Annotated in this window: 15 protein-coding genes; 10 read left to right on the top strand and 5 right to left on the bottom strand. The window is 73.4% G+C overall.

What is annotated here, in order from left to right:
* Positions 1-6: 6 nt before the first annotated feature.
* On the bottom strand, positions 7-1,623 hold the full coding sequence (locus tag JQN84_RS18980; RefSeq protein WP_204959730.1) for a serine/threonine-protein kinase: 1,617 nt from the start codon (positions 1,621-1,623) through the stop codon (positions 7-9).
* 139 nt (positions 1,624-1,762) lie between these two features.
* On the bottom strand, positions 1,763-2,293 hold the full coding sequence (locus tag JQN84_RS18975) for a MarR family winged helix-turn-helix transcriptional regulator (protein WP_204959729.1): 531 nt from the start codon (positions 2,291-2,293) through the stop codon (positions 1,763-1,765).
* Between the two features lie 47 nt (positions 2,294-2,340).
* Here JQN84_RS18975 and pip point away from each other — a divergent pair, with 47 nt between their 5' ends.
* From pip to JQN84_RS18950, 5 genes are all read left to right on the top strand, one after another.
* Positions 2,341-3,294, top strand: coding sequence for a prolyl aminopeptidase (gene pip / locus JQN84_RS18970; RefSeq protein WP_204959728.1), 954 nt, complete (start codon positions 2,341-2,343; stop codon positions 3,292-3,294).
* A 198-nt stretch (positions 3,295-3,492) separates the two neighbouring features.
* Positions 3,493-4,626 carry a peptidoglycan recognition protein family protein gene (locus JQN84_RS18965; protein ID WP_204959727.1) on the top strand — a complete coding sequence of 378 codons (1,134 nt, stop codon included), beginning with the start codon at positions 3,493-3,495 and terminating at the stop codon, positions 4,624-4,626.
* 59 nt (positions 4,627-4,685) lie between these two features.
* Complete coding sequence (locus JQN84_RS18960; protein WP_204959726.1) at positions 4,686-6,260, top strand: FMN-binding glutamate synthase family protein; 1,575 nt, start codon at positions 4,686-4,688, stop codon at positions 6,258-6,260.
* 56 nt (positions 6,261-6,316) lie between these two features.
* The gene (gene dinB / locus JQN84_RS18955; protein WP_204959725.1) at positions 6,317-7,504 is read left to right on the top strand and encodes a DNA polymerase IV; all 1,188 of its coding nucleotides are present in this window, start codon (positions 6,317-6,319) and stop codon (positions 7,502-7,504) included.
* A gap of 46 nt (positions 7,505-7,550) precedes the next feature.
* Positions 7,551-7,922, top strand: a complete 372-nt coding sequence (locus tag JQN84_RS18950; protein ID WP_204959724.1) for a hypothetical protein — start codon at positions 7,551-7,553, stop codon at positions 7,920-7,922.
* A 23-nt stretch (positions 7,923-7,945) separates the two neighbouring features.
* Here JQN84_RS18950 and JQN84_RS18945 read toward each other — a convergent pair whose 3' ends face one another.
* Together JQN84_RS18945 and JQN84_RS18940 are read right to left on the bottom strand one after the other, a co-directional pair.
* Positions 7,946-9,412: an SDR family NAD(P)-dependent oxidoreductase gene (locus JQN84_RS18945; RefSeq protein ID WP_204959723.1), complete on the bottom strand. Its 1,467-nt coding sequence runs from the start codon at positions 9,410-9,412 to the stop codon at positions 7,946-7,948.
* Positions 9,413-9,565: 153 nt separating this feature from the next.
* Positions 9,566-10,207, bottom strand: coding sequence for a hypothetical protein (locus JQN84_RS18940; protein WP_204959722.1), 642 nt, complete (start codon positions 10,205-10,207; stop codon positions 9,566-9,568).
* A gap of 283 nt (positions 10,208-10,490) precedes the next feature.
* On the opposite strand from JQN84_RS18940, the gene JQN84_RS18935 reads away from it, so the two are divergent.
* From JQN84_RS18935 to JQN84_RS18915, 5 genes are all read left to right on the top strand, one after another.
* Entirely contained in the window at positions 10,491-10,892 is a 402-nt protein-coding gene (locus JQN84_RS18935) for a YbaB/EbfC family DNA-binding protein (RefSeq protein WP_204959721.1), read from the top strand.
* Entirely contained in the window at positions 10,879-11,199 is a 321-nt protein-coding gene (locus tag JQN84_RS18930; protein ID WP_204959720.1) for a type VII secretion target, read from the top strand. Before JQN84_RS18935 ends, JQN84_RS18930 begins: the two co-directional genes overlap by 14 nt.
* Positions 11,196-12,512 (top strand): WXG100 family type VII secretion target, encoded by a 1,317-nt coding sequence (locus JQN84_RS31485; RefSeq protein ID WP_307821319.1) that lies wholly within the window; start codon positions 11,196-11,198, stop codon positions 12,510-12,512. The genes JQN84_RS18930 and JQN84_RS31485 overlap by 4 nt, the downstream gene beginning before the upstream one ends.
* Positions 12,509-12,925: a hypothetical protein gene (locus JQN84_RS18920; RefSeq protein ID WP_204959719.1), complete on the top strand. Its 417-nt coding sequence runs from the start codon at positions 12,509-12,511 to the stop codon at positions 12,923-12,925. Before JQN84_RS31485 ends, JQN84_RS18920 begins: the two co-directional genes overlap by 4 nt.
* 61 nt (positions 12,926-12,986) lie before the next feature.
* Entirely contained in the window at positions 12,987-13,541 is a 555-nt protein-coding gene (locus JQN84_RS18915) for a Uma2 family endonuclease (protein ID WP_239485754.1), read from the top strand.
* Between the two features lie 211 nt (positions 13,542-13,752).
* On the opposite strand, the gene JQN84_RS18910 is transcribed toward JQN84_RS18915, so the two are convergent.
* Complete coding sequence (locus JQN84_RS18910; RefSeq protein ID WP_204959718.1) at positions 13,753-14,700, bottom strand: phosphotransferase; 948 nt, start codon at positions 14,698-14,700, stop codon at positions 13,753-13,755.
* Positions 14,701-14,764: the final 64 nt, after the last annotated feature.

Below are 14,764 nucleotides of genomic sequence, written 5' to 3'. Positions count from 1 at the left end.
TCCCGGTCAGCTCGACGTGCAGGCGGGCAACAGCGACACCACCACCGCGCCGGTGGGCGCCGAGGCGTTGCCGGCGTCGTCGACGGCGACGACCTGGACCGGGATCCGGGTCAGCGCCGGGGGCGTCGGCAGGTCACCGAGGGCACCCTGGAAGACGTCAGGCGCGGTCTGGTCCATGCCGACGGTCCGGGTGACACCGTCGAGGGTGTACCGGAAGACCACCCGCAGCAGGTCGCCGGCGGCCCGGTCGTCGACCACCGTCGCGGTGACCGTGGTCGCGGTGACCGCGTCGGGGCAGCCCTGCGGCGCCACGGTGATCGGGCTGACGTCGGGTGTGGACACCGTCGGCGGCGACACGTCCGGCGGCAGGAGCGGGACGTTCGGCGTCGTCGGCGGCGCAGGGCTCGGGGTGCGTACCCGGGTGGTGGTCGCGGCGGCGGACCGGGTCGGGGCGGTGCTGGGCGACGCGCCGGTGGTGCTCGCCGCCGGGGTGGGGGTGGGTCTCGGCTCGGCGGGCACGACGGTGATCGCCGGCGCGGCGGCCAGCGGCGCGGGGCTGCGGGTGGCGGCGGCGGTCGCTCCCGGCCCGGCGGTGCCGTCGGCGAGGGTGAGCGGACCGGACCGGCCGGCGGCGACGCCCAGCGCGACGACACCGACCAGCAGGGTGGCGGTCAGGCCCACCCCGACCAGGACGCTACGCGGGCCGCCGCGCCGGGTCGGGTCCGGCCCCGCGTCGGGGGCGTCGACCGGGTCACCGGCTCCGGGGCCCCCGTCGGGTAGCGGGAGGGACGCGGCGAGCAGCGCGACCCGCTGGGCGAGCTGACGCCGGCCACGCTCCTCCCACTCCCCGCCGTACGAGCGGGCGGCGGTGTGTTCCAGCTCGGCGAGGAAGATCTCGGCGGGCTGGGTACGGTCGGCGGGGCACCAGGCCAGCCCGTGCCGCAGCAGGTCGTGCACGGGTGCCGGGGTCGGGACGTCCGGGATCGGCGCGGCGCTGTGCTGGGCGCGCAGGGTGGCCTGGTCCCGCCCGTCGTAGGGGGGTCGCCCGGTGAGGCACTCGACGAACGTGGCGGTCGCGGCGTAGATGTCGCCGGCCGGCTCGGCCGGGGCCCCGGTCCACTGTTCGGGGGCCAGCCGGCGGCCGATGGCGGTGGGCAGGACGATGGCGAGGTCGGTGAGCTTGCACCGCCCGTCCGGGGTGACCAGGACGTTCTCCGGCCGGTGGTCGCCGTGCACCACGCCCCGGGCGTGCGCGGCGGCGAGGCCGGCGAGCGAGCCCTTGAGGACGCAGAGCGCGGCCTCCGGCGGGACCGGGCCGTGCGCGCGCAGCAGGTGGCGCAGTGTCACCCCGTTGACCAGCTCGGCGACGATCGCGGCGGCGGAGTGCGACTCGGCGTACTCGAAGAGCCGGCAGACGTGCGGGTCGTCCACGTCGACCAGCAGCCGCGCCTGTTCCCGGAAGGCCAGCCGGAAGGCGGGGTCGTCGCCGAGGGACGGGGTGAGGTAGCGGATGGCGACCGGGGTGCCGGTGGCGTCGTGGGTGGCGAGCAGCACCCGCCCGGACGCGCCGGTGCCGAGCTGCCGTACCGGGGTGTAGCCGGACAACCGCCAGTCGCCGGTCACCCGCCGGCCTCTCCGGTCCGCCGGGACTGGTCACAGGTCAGGGCCACACTGATCATTCTTACCCGGGTCGAGCTGCGGTCCATCGGCGCAACGGTTGTTTCCGCGCGGCCGGACGTCCGGCTCCGGAGATTGGTTCCGGTCACCGGTCGGGGCCGCCGGCCGGTGACCCCGGGTCGTGGCCGGTCGGGCCGGCGAACTGCGGGGCGACGTCGGCGACGCGTTGCCGCATCGACCGTCGCCGCAGCGCGGCCAGGGCCTCGTCGACGAGGCGGCTCAGCGGGTAGGGCAGTTCCGCCTCGAACCGGCGGGCGGCGGCAGCGGTGACGGCGTACTCGGCATGCAGGACGGGAAGCAGGTCCCGGGCCCGGTCGGTGGGGGTGACGACGCGGTGCCGGGCATCGACACCGGGGGCGAGGGTGACCAGCCCGTCGGCCGCCATCCGGGCGACGGTCTGGCTGGCCGCGGAGTGGGTCACCCCGGTCGCCTGGGCCAGGGTACGGATCGACGCCGGGCCGAGGCGGTCCAGCGCCATCAGCACCGGGGTGTAGCGGGGCCGGAAGCCGGGCAGCCCGAGGTCGGCGTAGCAGGCGGCGACGTCGCCGTCGAGCAGTTCCAGCAGGTGCCGCAGCCGGGTGCCGAGCAGTGCGGGGTCGGACGCGTCGTCGGGCATGCCGTAATGTAACAGTGCTGTTGTATATCGCCCGGGGAGGCCCACCGATGGACGAGCGTTACCCGCCGATCGAGCCGTACGACCAGGGCATGCTCGACGTCGGCGACGGCAACAAGGTCTACTGGGAGGTCTGCGGCAACCCGGCCGGCCGGCCCGCGCTGGTCGTCCACGGTGGACCGGGCTCGGGCTGCGGCCCGTTGGCCCGGCGGTACTTCGACCCGGCCCGTTACCGGGTGGTCCTGTTCGACCAGCGCAACTGCGGGCGCAGCACCCCGCACGCCGCCGACCCGGCCACCGACCTGCGGCACAACACCACCGCGCACCTGGTCGCCGACATGGAGCGGCTGCGTGCGCACCTGGGCGTCGACAGGTGGCTGCTCCACGGCGGGTCGTGGGGCTCGACGCTGCTGCTGGCGTACGCGCAGCGGCACCCCCGACGGGTGTCGGCGATCGTGATCGCGGCGGTCACCACCACCCGCCGGTCGGAGATCGACTGGCTCTACCGGGGCGTCGGGCGGTACTTCCCGCGCGAGTGGGAACGCTTCCTCGCCGGCGGCGGCGTCGGCCCGGACGACGACGTGGTCGGCGCGTACGCCCGGCTGCTGGCGGACCCGGACCCGGCGGTGCGCGAGCGTGCCGTGCTGGACTGGTGTGCCTGGGAGGACGCGGTGGTCTCCGCCGAGGGGGTGGGCAACCCGTACGGCGACCGCCCGTCGGCCGAGCGGACCGCGATGGTGCGGATCTGCGCGCACTACTTCTCGCAGGGGGCCTGGCTGGCCGAGGGTGAGCTGATCCGGCGGGCCGACCGGCTCGCCGGCATCCCGGGGGTGCTGATCCACGGCCGGGTCGACCTGGGCAGCCCGCTGGCCACCGCCTGGGAGCTGCACCGGGCCTGGCCGGATTCGCGCCTGCACGTGGTCGAGGGGGCGGGGCACTTCGGCACGGCGCAGACCCGGCGGCACCTGCTGGCCGCCCTGGACGGCTTCGCCGCCGCCGACTGAGCGGCCGACCCGGGACCGCCCCCGACGGCAGGAAATTCGGACAGTTCTGCCCGGCACACCGCCACGATGGGCAGAATCGATCGATGACGCCCTCTAGCGCCGACCGCCGAGGTGGCAATATCCTCCATCTCACGCGAAATCGCTGGAGCTAGTTTTCACGTCCGCGCCAGCGCCGTCGCCGGCCGCCGAGGAGATGCCATGTCCGTCGTACGCCCCGCTCTCGACCGTCGTACGCTGCTGCGGGCCGGCCTCGGCGCGGCCACCGTCGCGGTCGTCGGGTCCGACCTGGCCCTGCCCGACGCCGCCCGGGCCGCCGCCCCCGGCGCGGACCTGGACTGGATCATCGGCTGCGACGGGTGGGACGCCCGCCCGCCGGCCGACCCACTGTCGGTCAGCACCATCCCCACCAACAAGATCATCGTGCACCACATGGCCTTCCCGAACGTCACCGACTACTCCCGCGAGCAGGCGGTCACCCTGGCCCACGACTGCCAGGACCTGCACATGGACGGCAACGGCTGGTCCGACACCGGCCAGCACTTCACCATCAGCCGGGGCGGGTACGTCCTGGAGGGACGGCACGGCAGCCTGGAACGGCTGCGGGCCGGCGACCGGCAGATGGTCTCGGCGCACTGCCCCGGCGAGAACGGCCGGGCCATCGGCATCGAGAACGAGGGCACCTACGTCACCGACACCCCGCCGCAGGCGCTGCTCGACTCCCTGGTCCGGCTCTGCACCACCATCTGCCGGCAGTACGGCCTGCACGCCCACGACATCTTCGGCCACTGGGACTTCCGCGTCACCCAGTGCCCCGGCGCGCAGTTCTACCGCCTCTTTCCGGCAGTGCGCCGGGAGGTCTTCCGCCGGCTCGGCACCCGGCTGACCGACGTGCCGGCCCGCCGCTGGCCCGACCTGTGGCGCTTCGTCAACGCCCCCGGCGTCCAGGTCGCCCAGTACCTGCTCGCCCACCGGGGCTATCCGGTCACCCCGAGCGGCACGTTCGACGCCGCCACCGTCGCCGCGGTCGGCGACTGGCAGGCCCGCAACGGCATCCCGGTCGACGTCGACGCCACCCTGACCGCCCCCACCTGGGAGACCCTCGCGCCGGAACTGGACCGCGACGCCACCGGCCTGCCGGTGCAGGCGGTGCAGTTCATCCTGAACTGGAAGGGCTACGCCGAGGTCACCGTCACCGGCAGCTACGACCGGGCCACCCGCCGCGCCGTGCAGGACCTCCAGGCGCTGCACGGCCTGCCCCGCACCGGCCGGGTCTCCACCGACACCTGGTGCGCGCTGGTCGGCGGCATCGTGCGGCAGTCGCTGCGGCGCTGACCACCCGCCACGCGGCCAGGGGCGTTTGGGCGGCGGCGGCAGCGGAGAATGTGGCCGGCATGACGTGGGCCCGCCGCACCGCACCCGTGATCGCCGCCGCCGTCGCCGGCCTCGCCGCCCGCGACGTCCTGCAACGTGACCATGCGCTGCTGCGCAACTTCCCGCTGGTCGGGCGGGCCCGGTACCTGCTGGAGGCGATCGGGCCGGAGCTGCGCCAGTACATCGTCGCCGGCAACGACGAGGAACGGCCGTTCACCCGGGACCAACGGCGGTGGATCTACGCCTCGGCCAAGCAGGAGAACAACTACTTCGGGTTCGGCACCGACAACGACATCGAACGCAGCCCCGGCTACCCGATCATCAAACACCGCACGTTCGCCCGGACCGTACCGTCGTCGGTTCCGACCGCCGGGCACGACGTACGGCTGCCGGCGGCCAAGGTGCTCGGTGGGCCACGCGGACGGGCGAAGGCGTTCCGTCCCGGGTCGGTGGTCAACATCTCCGGGATGAGCTTCGGCTCGCTGTCCGGCAACGCGGTGTCCGCCCTCAACCAGGGGGCGGCGCTGGCCGGCTGCCTGCAGAACACCGGCGAGGGCGGGCTGTCGCCGTACCACCGCCACGGCGGCGAGCTGGTCTTCCAGCTCGGCACGGCGTACTTCGGCTGCCGCGACGCCCGGGGCCGGTTCGACCTCGCCCGGCTGCGCGACCTGGTCGCCGGGGCACCGGTGCGCGCCCTGGAGATCAAGCTCAGCCAGGGCGCGAAACCCAGCCTGGGCGGGCTGCTGCCCGGGGCGAAGGTGTCCGCCGAGATCGCCGCCACCCGGGGCATCACCCCCGGGCAGGACTGCGTGAGCCCGTCGCGGCACGCCGAGTTCTCCGACTGCGACAGCCTGCTGGACTGGGTGGAGTTGCTGGCCGCCGAGACCGGGCTGCCGGTCGGCATCAAGTCCGCCGTCGGCGACCTGGGGTTCTGGGAGGAGCTGACCACGCTGATGCGCGACACCGGCCGGGGCGTCGACTTCGTCACCGTCGACGGCGGCGAAGGCGGCACCGGCGCCGCCCCGCTGATCTTCACCGACTCGGTGTCGCTGCCGTTCCAGCAGGGCTTTGCCCGGGTCTACCGCACCTTCGCCGAGCGGGGGCTGCACGAGCAGACCGTGTTCGTCGGCGCGGGCAAACTGGGCCTGCCGGACAATGCCGTGGTGGCGTTCGCGCTCGGCTGCGACCTGGTCAACGTGGGCCGGGAGGCGATGCTGGCGATCGGCTGCATCCAGGCGCAGAAGTGCCACACCGACACCTGTCCCACCGGCGTGGCCACCCAGAACGCCTGGCTGGCCCGGGGCCTGGACCCGGCGCGCAAGTCGGTACGGGCGGCCAACTACATCGGCACCCTGCGCCGGGACCTGGTCAAGGTGGCCGAGGCGTGCGGGGTCGAGCACCCGGGGCTGATCGACACCGACGCGGTCGAGATCCTCGACGGCCGGACCTCGGCCCGGCCGCTGCGGGAGGTCTACGGCTACCAGCCGCAGTGGGGGTTGCCGTCGGCGGCCGACCGGGCGGAGATCACCCGGCTGATGGCCGGGGAGGCGCCCCGGGGCGGCAGCGCCCCGCCCTCCGCCACCGCCCGGCGCTGACCCCGGTTCAGGCAGCTCAGCACAATTTTTCGAACATGTGTGCGAGCATGGTCCGGGTGTCGACCGGAGCCAGCATCCTGCACGCCGACCTGGACGCCTTCTACGCCTCGGTCGAGCAGCGCGACGACCCCTGCCTGCGCGGCCGACCGGTGATCGTCGGCGGCGGGGTGGTGCTGGCGGCAAGCTACGAGGCGAAGGCCTGCGGGGTGCAGAGCGCGATGGGTGCCCGGCAGGCCCGGCGGCTGTGCCCCACGGCGGTCGTGGTGCCGCCGAGGATGGCCGCGTACACGGCGGCGAGCCGGGCCGTGTTCGCCATCTTCCGGGACACCACTCCCTGGGTGGAGGGGCTCTCCGTCGACGAGGCGTTCCTCGACGTGGGCGGGCTGCGCCGGCTCAGCGGGCCACCCGTGCAGATCGCCGCCCGGCTGCGCCGGACGGTCCGCGAACAGGTCGGGCTGCCGATCACCGTCGGGGTGGCCCGGACCAAGTTCCTCGCCAAGGTCGCCAGCGGGGTCGCCAAACCGGACGGGCTGCTGGAGGTGACACCCGACGGTGAGCTGGCGTTCCTGCACCCGCTGCCGGTGGAGCGGCTCTGGGGGGTCGGCCCGGTCACCGCGGCGAAGCTGCGCGCCCGGGGTCTGCACACCGTCGGGCAGGTGGCCCACCTCGACGTCCCGGCCCTGGATTCGCTGCTCGGCGCGGGTGCGGGCCGGCACCTGCACGCGCTGGCCCACAACCGCGACCCACGGCCGGTACAGGTGGGCCGCCGCCGATCGTCGATGGGCGCGCAGCACGCCCTGGGGTCCGGGCCGCACTCCCCCGCCGACGTCGACGCGACGCTGGCCGGGCTGGTCGACCGGGTGGCCCGCCGGATGCGGGCCGCCGGCCGGGCCGGCCGGACGGTGACCCTGCGGCTGCGGTTCGCCGACTACACCGCGGCCACCCGGTCGCGGACCCTGCGCCGGGCCACCGACCGTACGGCGTCGCTGCTGAGCGTCGCCCGGTCGCTGCTGCGGGCCGCCCAGCCCGAGCTGGCCCAACGGGGGATCACGCTGCTCGGGGTGGCGGTGGGCAACCTCGACGACGCCCCGGTGCAGCCCGAACTGCCGTTCACCCCCGACCGGAAGATCGGGCTGGACACCGCCGTCGACGCCGTCCGGGACCGGTTCGGCGCGGCGGCGCTGACCCGGGCCACCTTGCTCGGCCGTCGCCCCGGCCTGGAGATGCCCCGATTGCCCGACTGATCCGTCGGGGCTTCCCGGTCGCCGTCGGCTCGGGCATGCTGGGTCGATGGGAGAGGTACTGCCGATGCCCAGCTTCGGTGACCTGTTCACCGACGTGCGGGGCGACGAACGGACGATGCGGGTCAGCTACCACCCGGAGCGGGGCGCGGTGGTGCTGTCCCTGTGGAGCGGCACCACCTGCCGGGGGTCGTTCCGGATGGCCGTCGACGACGTGTCCCGGCTGCGTGCCGTGCTCGCCGAGGTGGAGTCGTCGCTCACCCCGACCACGGTGCTGCCGTCCGTACCGCCCGCGGCCGGGCCGCCCGCCACCGGGCCGGCCACCGCCCGGGTCGCGCCCCGGTCACCGGCCGTCGACCAGACCGGCGACATCTCGGGCACCGCCCACCGGGGCGTGCTGCCGGTCCCCCGGGTGGCCTGACCGCACCGGCCGCACCGCGCCGTTCACCAGGCGCAGGGCGCGTAGTCCTTGAGGAAGCAGCCGTACAGTTCCTCGCCCCGTTCGCCACGCACGATCGGGTCGTACACCCGGGCGGCTCCGTCGACCAGGTCCAACGGGGCGTGGAACCCCTCGTCGGCCAAGCGCATCTTCGTCGGGTGCGGGCGCTCGTCGGTGATCCACCCGGTGTCGACGCTGGTCATCAGGATGCCGTCGGCGCGCATGTCCTCGGCGCTGGTGCGGGTGAGCATGTTCAGCGCCGCCTTGGCCATGTTGGTGTGCGGGTGCCCCGCACCCTTGTAGCCCCGGGCGAACTGCCCCTCCATCGCTGACACGTTCACCACGTACGCCCGCCCGGTCGGTGCGGCGGCCAACGCCGGCCGCAGCCGGCTGACCAGCACGAACGGGGCAGTCACGTTGCACAGCTGCACCTCGAGCAGCTCGACCGGGTCGACCTCGTGCACCCGCTGCACCCAACTGTTGGTGTCCCCGAGGTCGGGGGCGAGCCCACCGGCGTCGACGGCGGTGGCGGCGGCGATCCGCTCCGGCGTCGCGGACCGGCCGGTCAACGCCAGCGCGGTGAGGGCGTGCGGGGCGATGGTGGGCGTCGGCAGGGTGCCCTCGGGCAGCGCCAGGGTGACGCCCCGGCCGCCGGTGAAGGTGAGCAGTTCCGGCAGCGGCCCCTCGGGCAGCGCCGCCGACTCGGCGGCGACCAGGTGGGCGTACGCGCCTGGGGTACGGCGTACGGTCTGCGCGGCGTTGTTGATCAGGATGTCCAGCGGACCCTGCGCGGCGACCGAGTCGGCCAGCGCCACCACCTGGGCGGGATCGCGCAGGTCGATGCCGACCACGCGCAGCCGGTGCAGCCAGTCGGCGCTGTCCGGCATGGCGGTGAACCGGCGGACCGCGTCGTGCGGGAACCGGGTGGTGATCGTGGTGTGCGCGCCGTCGCGCAGCAGGCGCAGCGCGATGTACATGCCGATCTTGGCGCGGCCCCCGGTGAGCAGCGCCCGCCGCCCGGTCAGGTCGCACCGGGCGTCGCGGCGTTCCCGGTTGAGGGTGGCGCAGTCGGGGCAGAGCTGGTGGTAGAACGCGTCCACCTGGCGGTACCGGGTCTTGCAGATGTAGCAGCCGCGCGGGTTGATCAGCGTCCCGGCGGTGTCCCCGGCGGTGGGCGAGGCCAGCGGGATGCCCTTGGTCTCGTCGTCGATCCGCCCCGGGGCGCCGGTGGCGGTGGCGGCCGTCACCGCCCGGTCGTGCGCCAGGACGGCGTCCCGCCGCTCCTCGCGTCGCCGCTGCTTCACCATCTTGAACAGCCGGGCGGTGGCCCGCTGCACCCGTACCACGTCCGGGTGGTCACTGGGCAGCGACTCCAGCGCCGCGAAGACCCGCAGCGCGGCCGCGAGGTCGCCCTGGTCGACACCGGGGGCGCCGGCGTCGGGGACCGGTTGTCCGACGTTGTCCACCGTCATGTCCGCTATCGTCCCGCCCTCGCGTCCGGGGCCGACCGCCGGCCCGACCCGGGAACTCTACGCACCCGGGCCGGGCCGACGCGACGTCCGGGCACGGCGGCGGCGGTGAGCTGGGCCACGGCCCCATCCGGAGCCACGGCCCGAGCCCGCCCGTCAGGGCAGCCTGATGTTCTTGGTGTTCGGGAAGCTGTACGGGCAGGACGCCGACGAGCCGGTGCCGACCACGACATAACCGGCGGGGATCGGCGAGGCCGAGCAGATGGTGGTGATGCCCGTGGTGGACGGGGTGGTGATGGTCCAGGTGTTGGGGAAGCTGTAGGGACAGGACGCCGACGAGCCCTGCGCGACGATCACGAAACCGGACGGCAGGGTGGACGCCTTGCACATCACGCTCGCCGAGCCGGTCGGCGGGATCTTGATGGTCCACGTGTTGGGGAAGCTGTAGGGACAGGACGCCGACGACCCCTCCGCCAGGATCACGTAGCCGGGCGGGATGGTGGAGACCTTGCACACGACGGTGGTCGAGGTGGTCGACGGCGTGGTGATGGTCCACGTGTTGGGGAAGCTGTACGGGCAGGACGCGGACGACCCCTCCGCCACGATCACGTAGCCGGCGGGGATCGGGGAACTCTTGCAGATCGTCGTGGTCGCGGCGCTGGCCGGCGTGGCGACGGTGACCGTGGCGGCCACCCCCGCGAGCAGGACGGCGAGGGCGGCCAGGACGGCGCGCAGGGGGGTGGTCGTTCCCGGGCCCCGCCGCCGCAGCGGCAGGCCCGTCCGGGCGATCCAGTTCACGCGGGATTCCCTTCACTCACAGGGTGCGCGACTACCGAGGGCATCGTTGCCAGTACGCGCTGTGAGCATAATGGACGCTCGGGGGCCGCCCGGCAACCCCCGGCCCTGATCGGAGCAATCAGGGGCGGACAGCGGCACCGCCGGACGCCAGGCTCCCACCGACGGGACACTGCCGCGCGTAACCGGTTGATACCGTGTCGGTGACGTCGGGTCGGTCGACCACGGCGGGCCGACGCCACCGGGCGAGGTGGCGTCGGGGCCACTGTCCCCTGGGGAGGGTCGGATGTGGGCGGACGAGTCGGCACTGGACGCTGCCGCACGCCGGCTCGACGAGTGGGAGTCCTCGCTCGTCGGGCAGGCGGAGCGGGCACGGGCCCTGTCGGTCAGCGCACAGGCGTTGACCGGCACCGCCCGCAGCTCCGACCGCACCATCGAGGTCACCGTCGACTCCACCGGCCTGCTGGTCGACCTGCGGCTCGACGAACAGACCCGGCAGCGCTCCGCCGCCCACACCGCCCGGCAGATCATGGCGACCACCCGGGCCGCCCGCACCGACCTGCTGCGGCAGCTCACCGAGGCCACCACCCGGGCCCTCGGCGTCGACGACCCGGCCACCCGGGCGATCATCGAGTCCCACCGGCGGCGACTCGACACCGGGGCCGGCACGCCGGATGCCCGGCGGTGACCACATCCGGGTCGACCCGGACGACCTGAACCGGCACGCCGCCCACCTCGACCGCTGCGCCGACAGCCTCGACACCGCCCAAGGGGCCGGCCGGCACGTCCGGCTCGACGCCGACGCGTACGGGCAGCTCTGCGCGATCATGCCGGCGCTGCTCGACGGCCTCCAGCAGACCCTGGTCGACGGCGTCGGCACCGCTGCCGGATCGGTCCGGGACACCGCCGCCAAGCTGCGGTCCAGCGCCGTGGGCTACCGGGCCACGGACAGCCGGGCCGCCCGACACCTCGACCGGATACGGGACGGCCGGTGACCGGCAACCCGCTGGTCGCCACCGCCTCGGACGCCGGCCCCAGCGCGTGGGCCGGGATCTGGATCTGCGAGGACATCGAACTCATCGCCCAGGGCGTCCGCGCCGGCAGCTGGATCGACGGCAGCCTCGGCGTGGTCAGCGCCGGCCTGGACGCCCTCGCCCTGGTCTCCGACCCGGTCGGCGCCCTGCTCCAGTACGGCATCGCCTGGCTCATCGAACACGTCAGGCCGCTCAGCGAAGCCCTGGACTGGCTGGCCGGCGACCCCGCACAGATCACCGCCCACGCCCAGACCTGGCGCAGCGTCGCCGCAGCCCTCCGGCAGGACGCCGCCGAACTGACCCACGCGGCGCGTACCGAGGTAGCCGACTGGGCCGGCAGCGCCGCCACCGCCTACCGGGCCTGGGCCGCCGAGCAGCACCGGGCGATCACCGGCCTCGCCGAGGGCGCCGACACCCTCGCCGCCGCCACCGAGGGTGCCGCCGGCCTCGTCGCCGCCGTCCGGCTCCTCGTCCGCGACGCCATCGCCGCCTGCGTCTCCCGCCTCATCGTGTACGCGGGCGAACTGCTCGCCACCGGCGGGCTCGCCACGCCGTGGGTGGTGGAGCAGGTGACCACGCTGGTGGGATCGTGGGCGGCCCGGATCGCCCGGCTGCTGCGCGGGCTGCTGGCGAGCCTGCGGCGGTTGCTGCCGGAACTACGCCGCCTCGGCGGCCTCATCGAGAAACTCAAGCAGACCCTCAACCGACTCGCTCGGATCGGACCGACTGATCGGATGGGCTCACGCCGTGACTGGGCTGACCCACGCTCCCGGCCGAGACCCCCGGAGGAACAGCCAGCTTCCCATCTCCCCGCCGGTGATCCGGTCTACCACACCAACCACTCCACGACCGTCGGGTACGACGCACGCACGATGCGGAACAGCGAAAAGGTTCTGCCTCTCGACGGGCACCACGATGTGGTCGTCCACGGCACGGACAAGGGCTACTTCCTCCCCGGTAAGGTCTCGGCCGAGGGGGCGGACATGGACGGGAACCCGACCAGCGCGGTACAGATCGCTACGGCAATCAGAGAGAATCCGGCCTATGACGGGGGCCCCGTACGCCTGGTGTCCTGTTACTCGGGCACGATTGATTCCAGTGTGACAAGCGGCGTCCCGCTCGGGCAGCAGGTCGCTGACGAGCTTGGCGTGACCGTGATCGCGCCGACAAGGAGAGTGGGCACGGAACGATGGGCGGCGGAACCGGAGCCACCTGTCATCGAGGCCGGTGGAGTCTGGAGAACCTTCGACCCGCGACCGGAAGGCCGTCGATGAAGACAGTGGGCTTCTTCCGTGAACTCGGTCCGGACCCAGCCGAGGTCTATGCCGAGAGCATCCGCACCCACCTGGCCCCAGGCCCGCTGCCCGATGTCGAGGGTGTGGTGCGGTATCTCCGCGACGGTCATGGCCTGATCGACGTGATGGGCGCGGAGGTAGACGTCCTCGGTAGTGACCGGCACCTGGTGGGCGGCGCCTCCGTCATGACGGACGGCGAGTGGCTCTGGCGCGACGACCTGCGGTTCTACGTGACGACCTACCACGTACGCCTTCCCGAGGCATTCCTCGCCACCATACGTAGAAACAACTATCTCGTTCCTGAACTGCCGATCGAGGATCTTCGCGCGGCAGGCAAGGAGGCGATGCGGCTCCTCGGCTACCACCGGCCGTCGCCCCCACACGTCGCATGACCTCCGACGATGAGGCGCGGCCTGCCGGGTGCCCGGCTCACTGACCGGTACGATGTGTGCCATGAGTTCGGAGGCGGTCGGCAGACATATGCCCCCTGTCGTGACGCTCGACGATCTCACCGCGATGATGGCTGCGGACGAACACCACCGGTACGAGATCAGTCCCGAGGGAGTCCTCTCGATCATGCCGCCGCCGGGATACGCCCATGCCATCATCGCAACCCGGCTGATGCTGTGGCTCGCTCAGGGCGGCGTACCGGCGGACCGGGTCGCCCAAGCGGTCGGGTTGCGCATTCCGGGACGGCACGGCGGCGTCGGTGGACGTATTCCGGACCTGGTGGTGTGGAGCAAGGAACAGGCCGACGGGGTCTGGCTTCCGGTGGCCGACGTACTGCTCGTCATCGAGATCGTCTCACCAGGTTCCGAGGGGGTGGACACCGTGACGAAGCGCAGCGAGTACGCCGCCGCACGAATTCCCCAGTACTGGATGGTCGATCAGGACCAGGCGCAGACGGTGACGATGCACCGTCTGGACGGCGACCAATACACCCTCCGAGCCACCATGCCGCTCGCCTGGGTCCTCAACACCGATCCGGCGGAACACGATCTCGGCTGACAGCGACGCCCGCACCGTCGGCCGTCAGCAGCGCCGTACCAGATACCACGGGTACGGCGCTGCGAAGTTCCTGTCCTCGGGCTATGGCGGGCGTCGGCCCAGGCGCGGTCGCGCAGCCGTTACCGCGAGTCGCAGCGTAGGCGGCTGAGGTTCCGACCAGGCCACGAACAAGGCGGCGAGCAGCACGATTGCGCTGGGCTCGTCGCCCCCGCTAGCCGAGCCCTCCGGCGAACGGTGTCGACCGCCACTGGTCGAGCATGCCGCCGAGGGCGTCCGCCAGCATCGGCAATTGGGGGGCCAGGGCGAGACAGGCGACGCCCCGCAGCATCCCCACCGCCGTGACGAACCGCAGCACCCCCTCGTCGAGGTCCCGCATGTTTCGGAGCTGCGCCGCACTCCGGTAGGCGGCTTCCCCCTCCGGGCCGACGCCGACGACGTCCCACTCGACGGGCCCCAGCGTCACCATCTCGAAGTCGGCGTAGCGGTACCCGTCGACCCCGGCGACCATGTTGACGACCGGGGAGTCGCCGTGGACCGGTTGCAGGTCGACCCCGGGGAACGTCTTCTCGAACAGCTCGCGGGAGCGTACGAGTGGCGCCAGCACCTGCCATTCCCGGCGGGCGCGGTCCAGGTCGGCCGGGTCGATCAGGTCGGGCTGACCGTCGAGCGCGACGAGACCGTCCTCGACGAACTGCGGTTCGGCGGCGGACAGGAACGACAGTTCACCAGGGTAGTCGCGCAGCGCGGCGTGCAGTTCGGGTACGAGGCCACAGTTCGCCACGTAGTCGGGTTCCCCGGCCGGGGCCAGCTCGATCAGCTGCCAGAACGTCATCGAGAACCCGTCGTGTCGGACGGGTTCGCGGGGCACGAGAGGGCTGGGCGGGATGACCGGGACGCCCCGCTCGGTGAGCCATGCCGTCACGTCCAATTCCGCCCGCTGCCGACCGGCCACACTGTCGAGGTCCGCATAAGCGGGCAGGACGGTGGGCACCCGGGCCACGACCGGCGACGGCGCGAGGTGCACGACCACGGAGAAGGCTTCGTAGAGCACGCGGGCGTCGGTCACGTCGAGCCCACGGGCGCGTCCGGCGTGGACGGCCGCGTCGACCGCACGCCGGGTCCGGTGGGCGATCTGCTCCGGGGTCAGGAAGGTCCTCATGCCGTCATCCTTCCTGAAGCTGCAGATCCCAGAGGGTTGGGTGGAGGCACGGTCGACGTCGGGC

Origin of the sequence: Micromonospora humidisoli (assembly GCF_016900955.1) — a bacterium.
Classification (GTDB): Bacteria; Actinomycetota; Actinomycetes; order Mycobacteriales; family Micromonosporaceae; genus Micromonospora; species Micromonospora wenchangensis.
This window is presented reverse-complemented; position numbering and strand designations above follow the sequence as displayed.

What these genes read in the sequence shown, in the direction of transcription:
- JQN84_RS18975 (WP_204959729.1), bottom strand. Translation starts at nt 2,293, where the DNA reads ATGCCCGACGACGCGTCCGACCCCGCACTGCTCGGCACCCGGCTGCGG.
- pip (WP_204959728.1), top strand. Translation starts at nt 2,341, where the DNA reads ATGGACGAGCGTTACCCGCCGATCGAGCCGTACGACCAGGGCATGCTC.
- JQN84_RS18960 (WP_204959726.1), top strand. Translation starts at nt 4,686, where the DNA reads ATGACGTGGGCCCGCCGCACCGCACCCGTGATCGCCGCCGCCGTCGCC.
- JQN84_RS18935 (WP_204959721.1), top strand. Translation starts at nt 10,491, where the DNA reads ATGTGGGCGGACGAGTCGGCACTGGACGCTGCCGCACGCCGGCTCGAC.
- JQN84_RS18920 (WP_204959719.1), top strand. Translation starts at nt 12,509, where the DNA reads ATGAAGACAGTGGGCTTCTTCCGTGAACTCGGTCCGGACCCAGCCGAG.
- JQN84_RS18930 (WP_204959720.1), top strand. Translation starts at nt 10,879, where the DNA reads ATGCCCGGCGGTGACCACATCCGGGTCGACCCGGACGACCTGAACCGG.
- JQN84_RS18945 (WP_204959723.1), bottom strand. Translation starts at nt 9,412, where the DNA reads ATGACGGTGGACAACGTCGGACAACCGGTCCCCGACGCCGGCGCCCCC.
- JQN84_RS18915 (WP_239485754.1), top strand. Translation starts at nt 12,987, where the DNA reads ATGAGTTCGGAGGCGGTCGGCAGACATATGCCCCCTGTCGTGACGCTC.
- JQN84_RS18965 (WP_204959727.1), top strand. Translation starts at nt 3,493, where the DNA reads ATGTCCGTCGTACGCCCCGCTCTCGACCGTCGTACGCTGCTGCGGGCC.
- JQN84_RS18910 (WP_204959718.1), bottom strand. Translation starts at nt 14,700, where the DNA reads ATGAGGACCTTCCTGACCCCGGAGCAGATCGCCCACCGGACCCGGCGT.
- JQN84_RS18950 (WP_204959724.1), top strand. Translation starts at nt 7,551, where the DNA reads ATGGGAGAGGTACTGCCGATGCCCAGCTTCGGTGACCTGTTCACCGAC.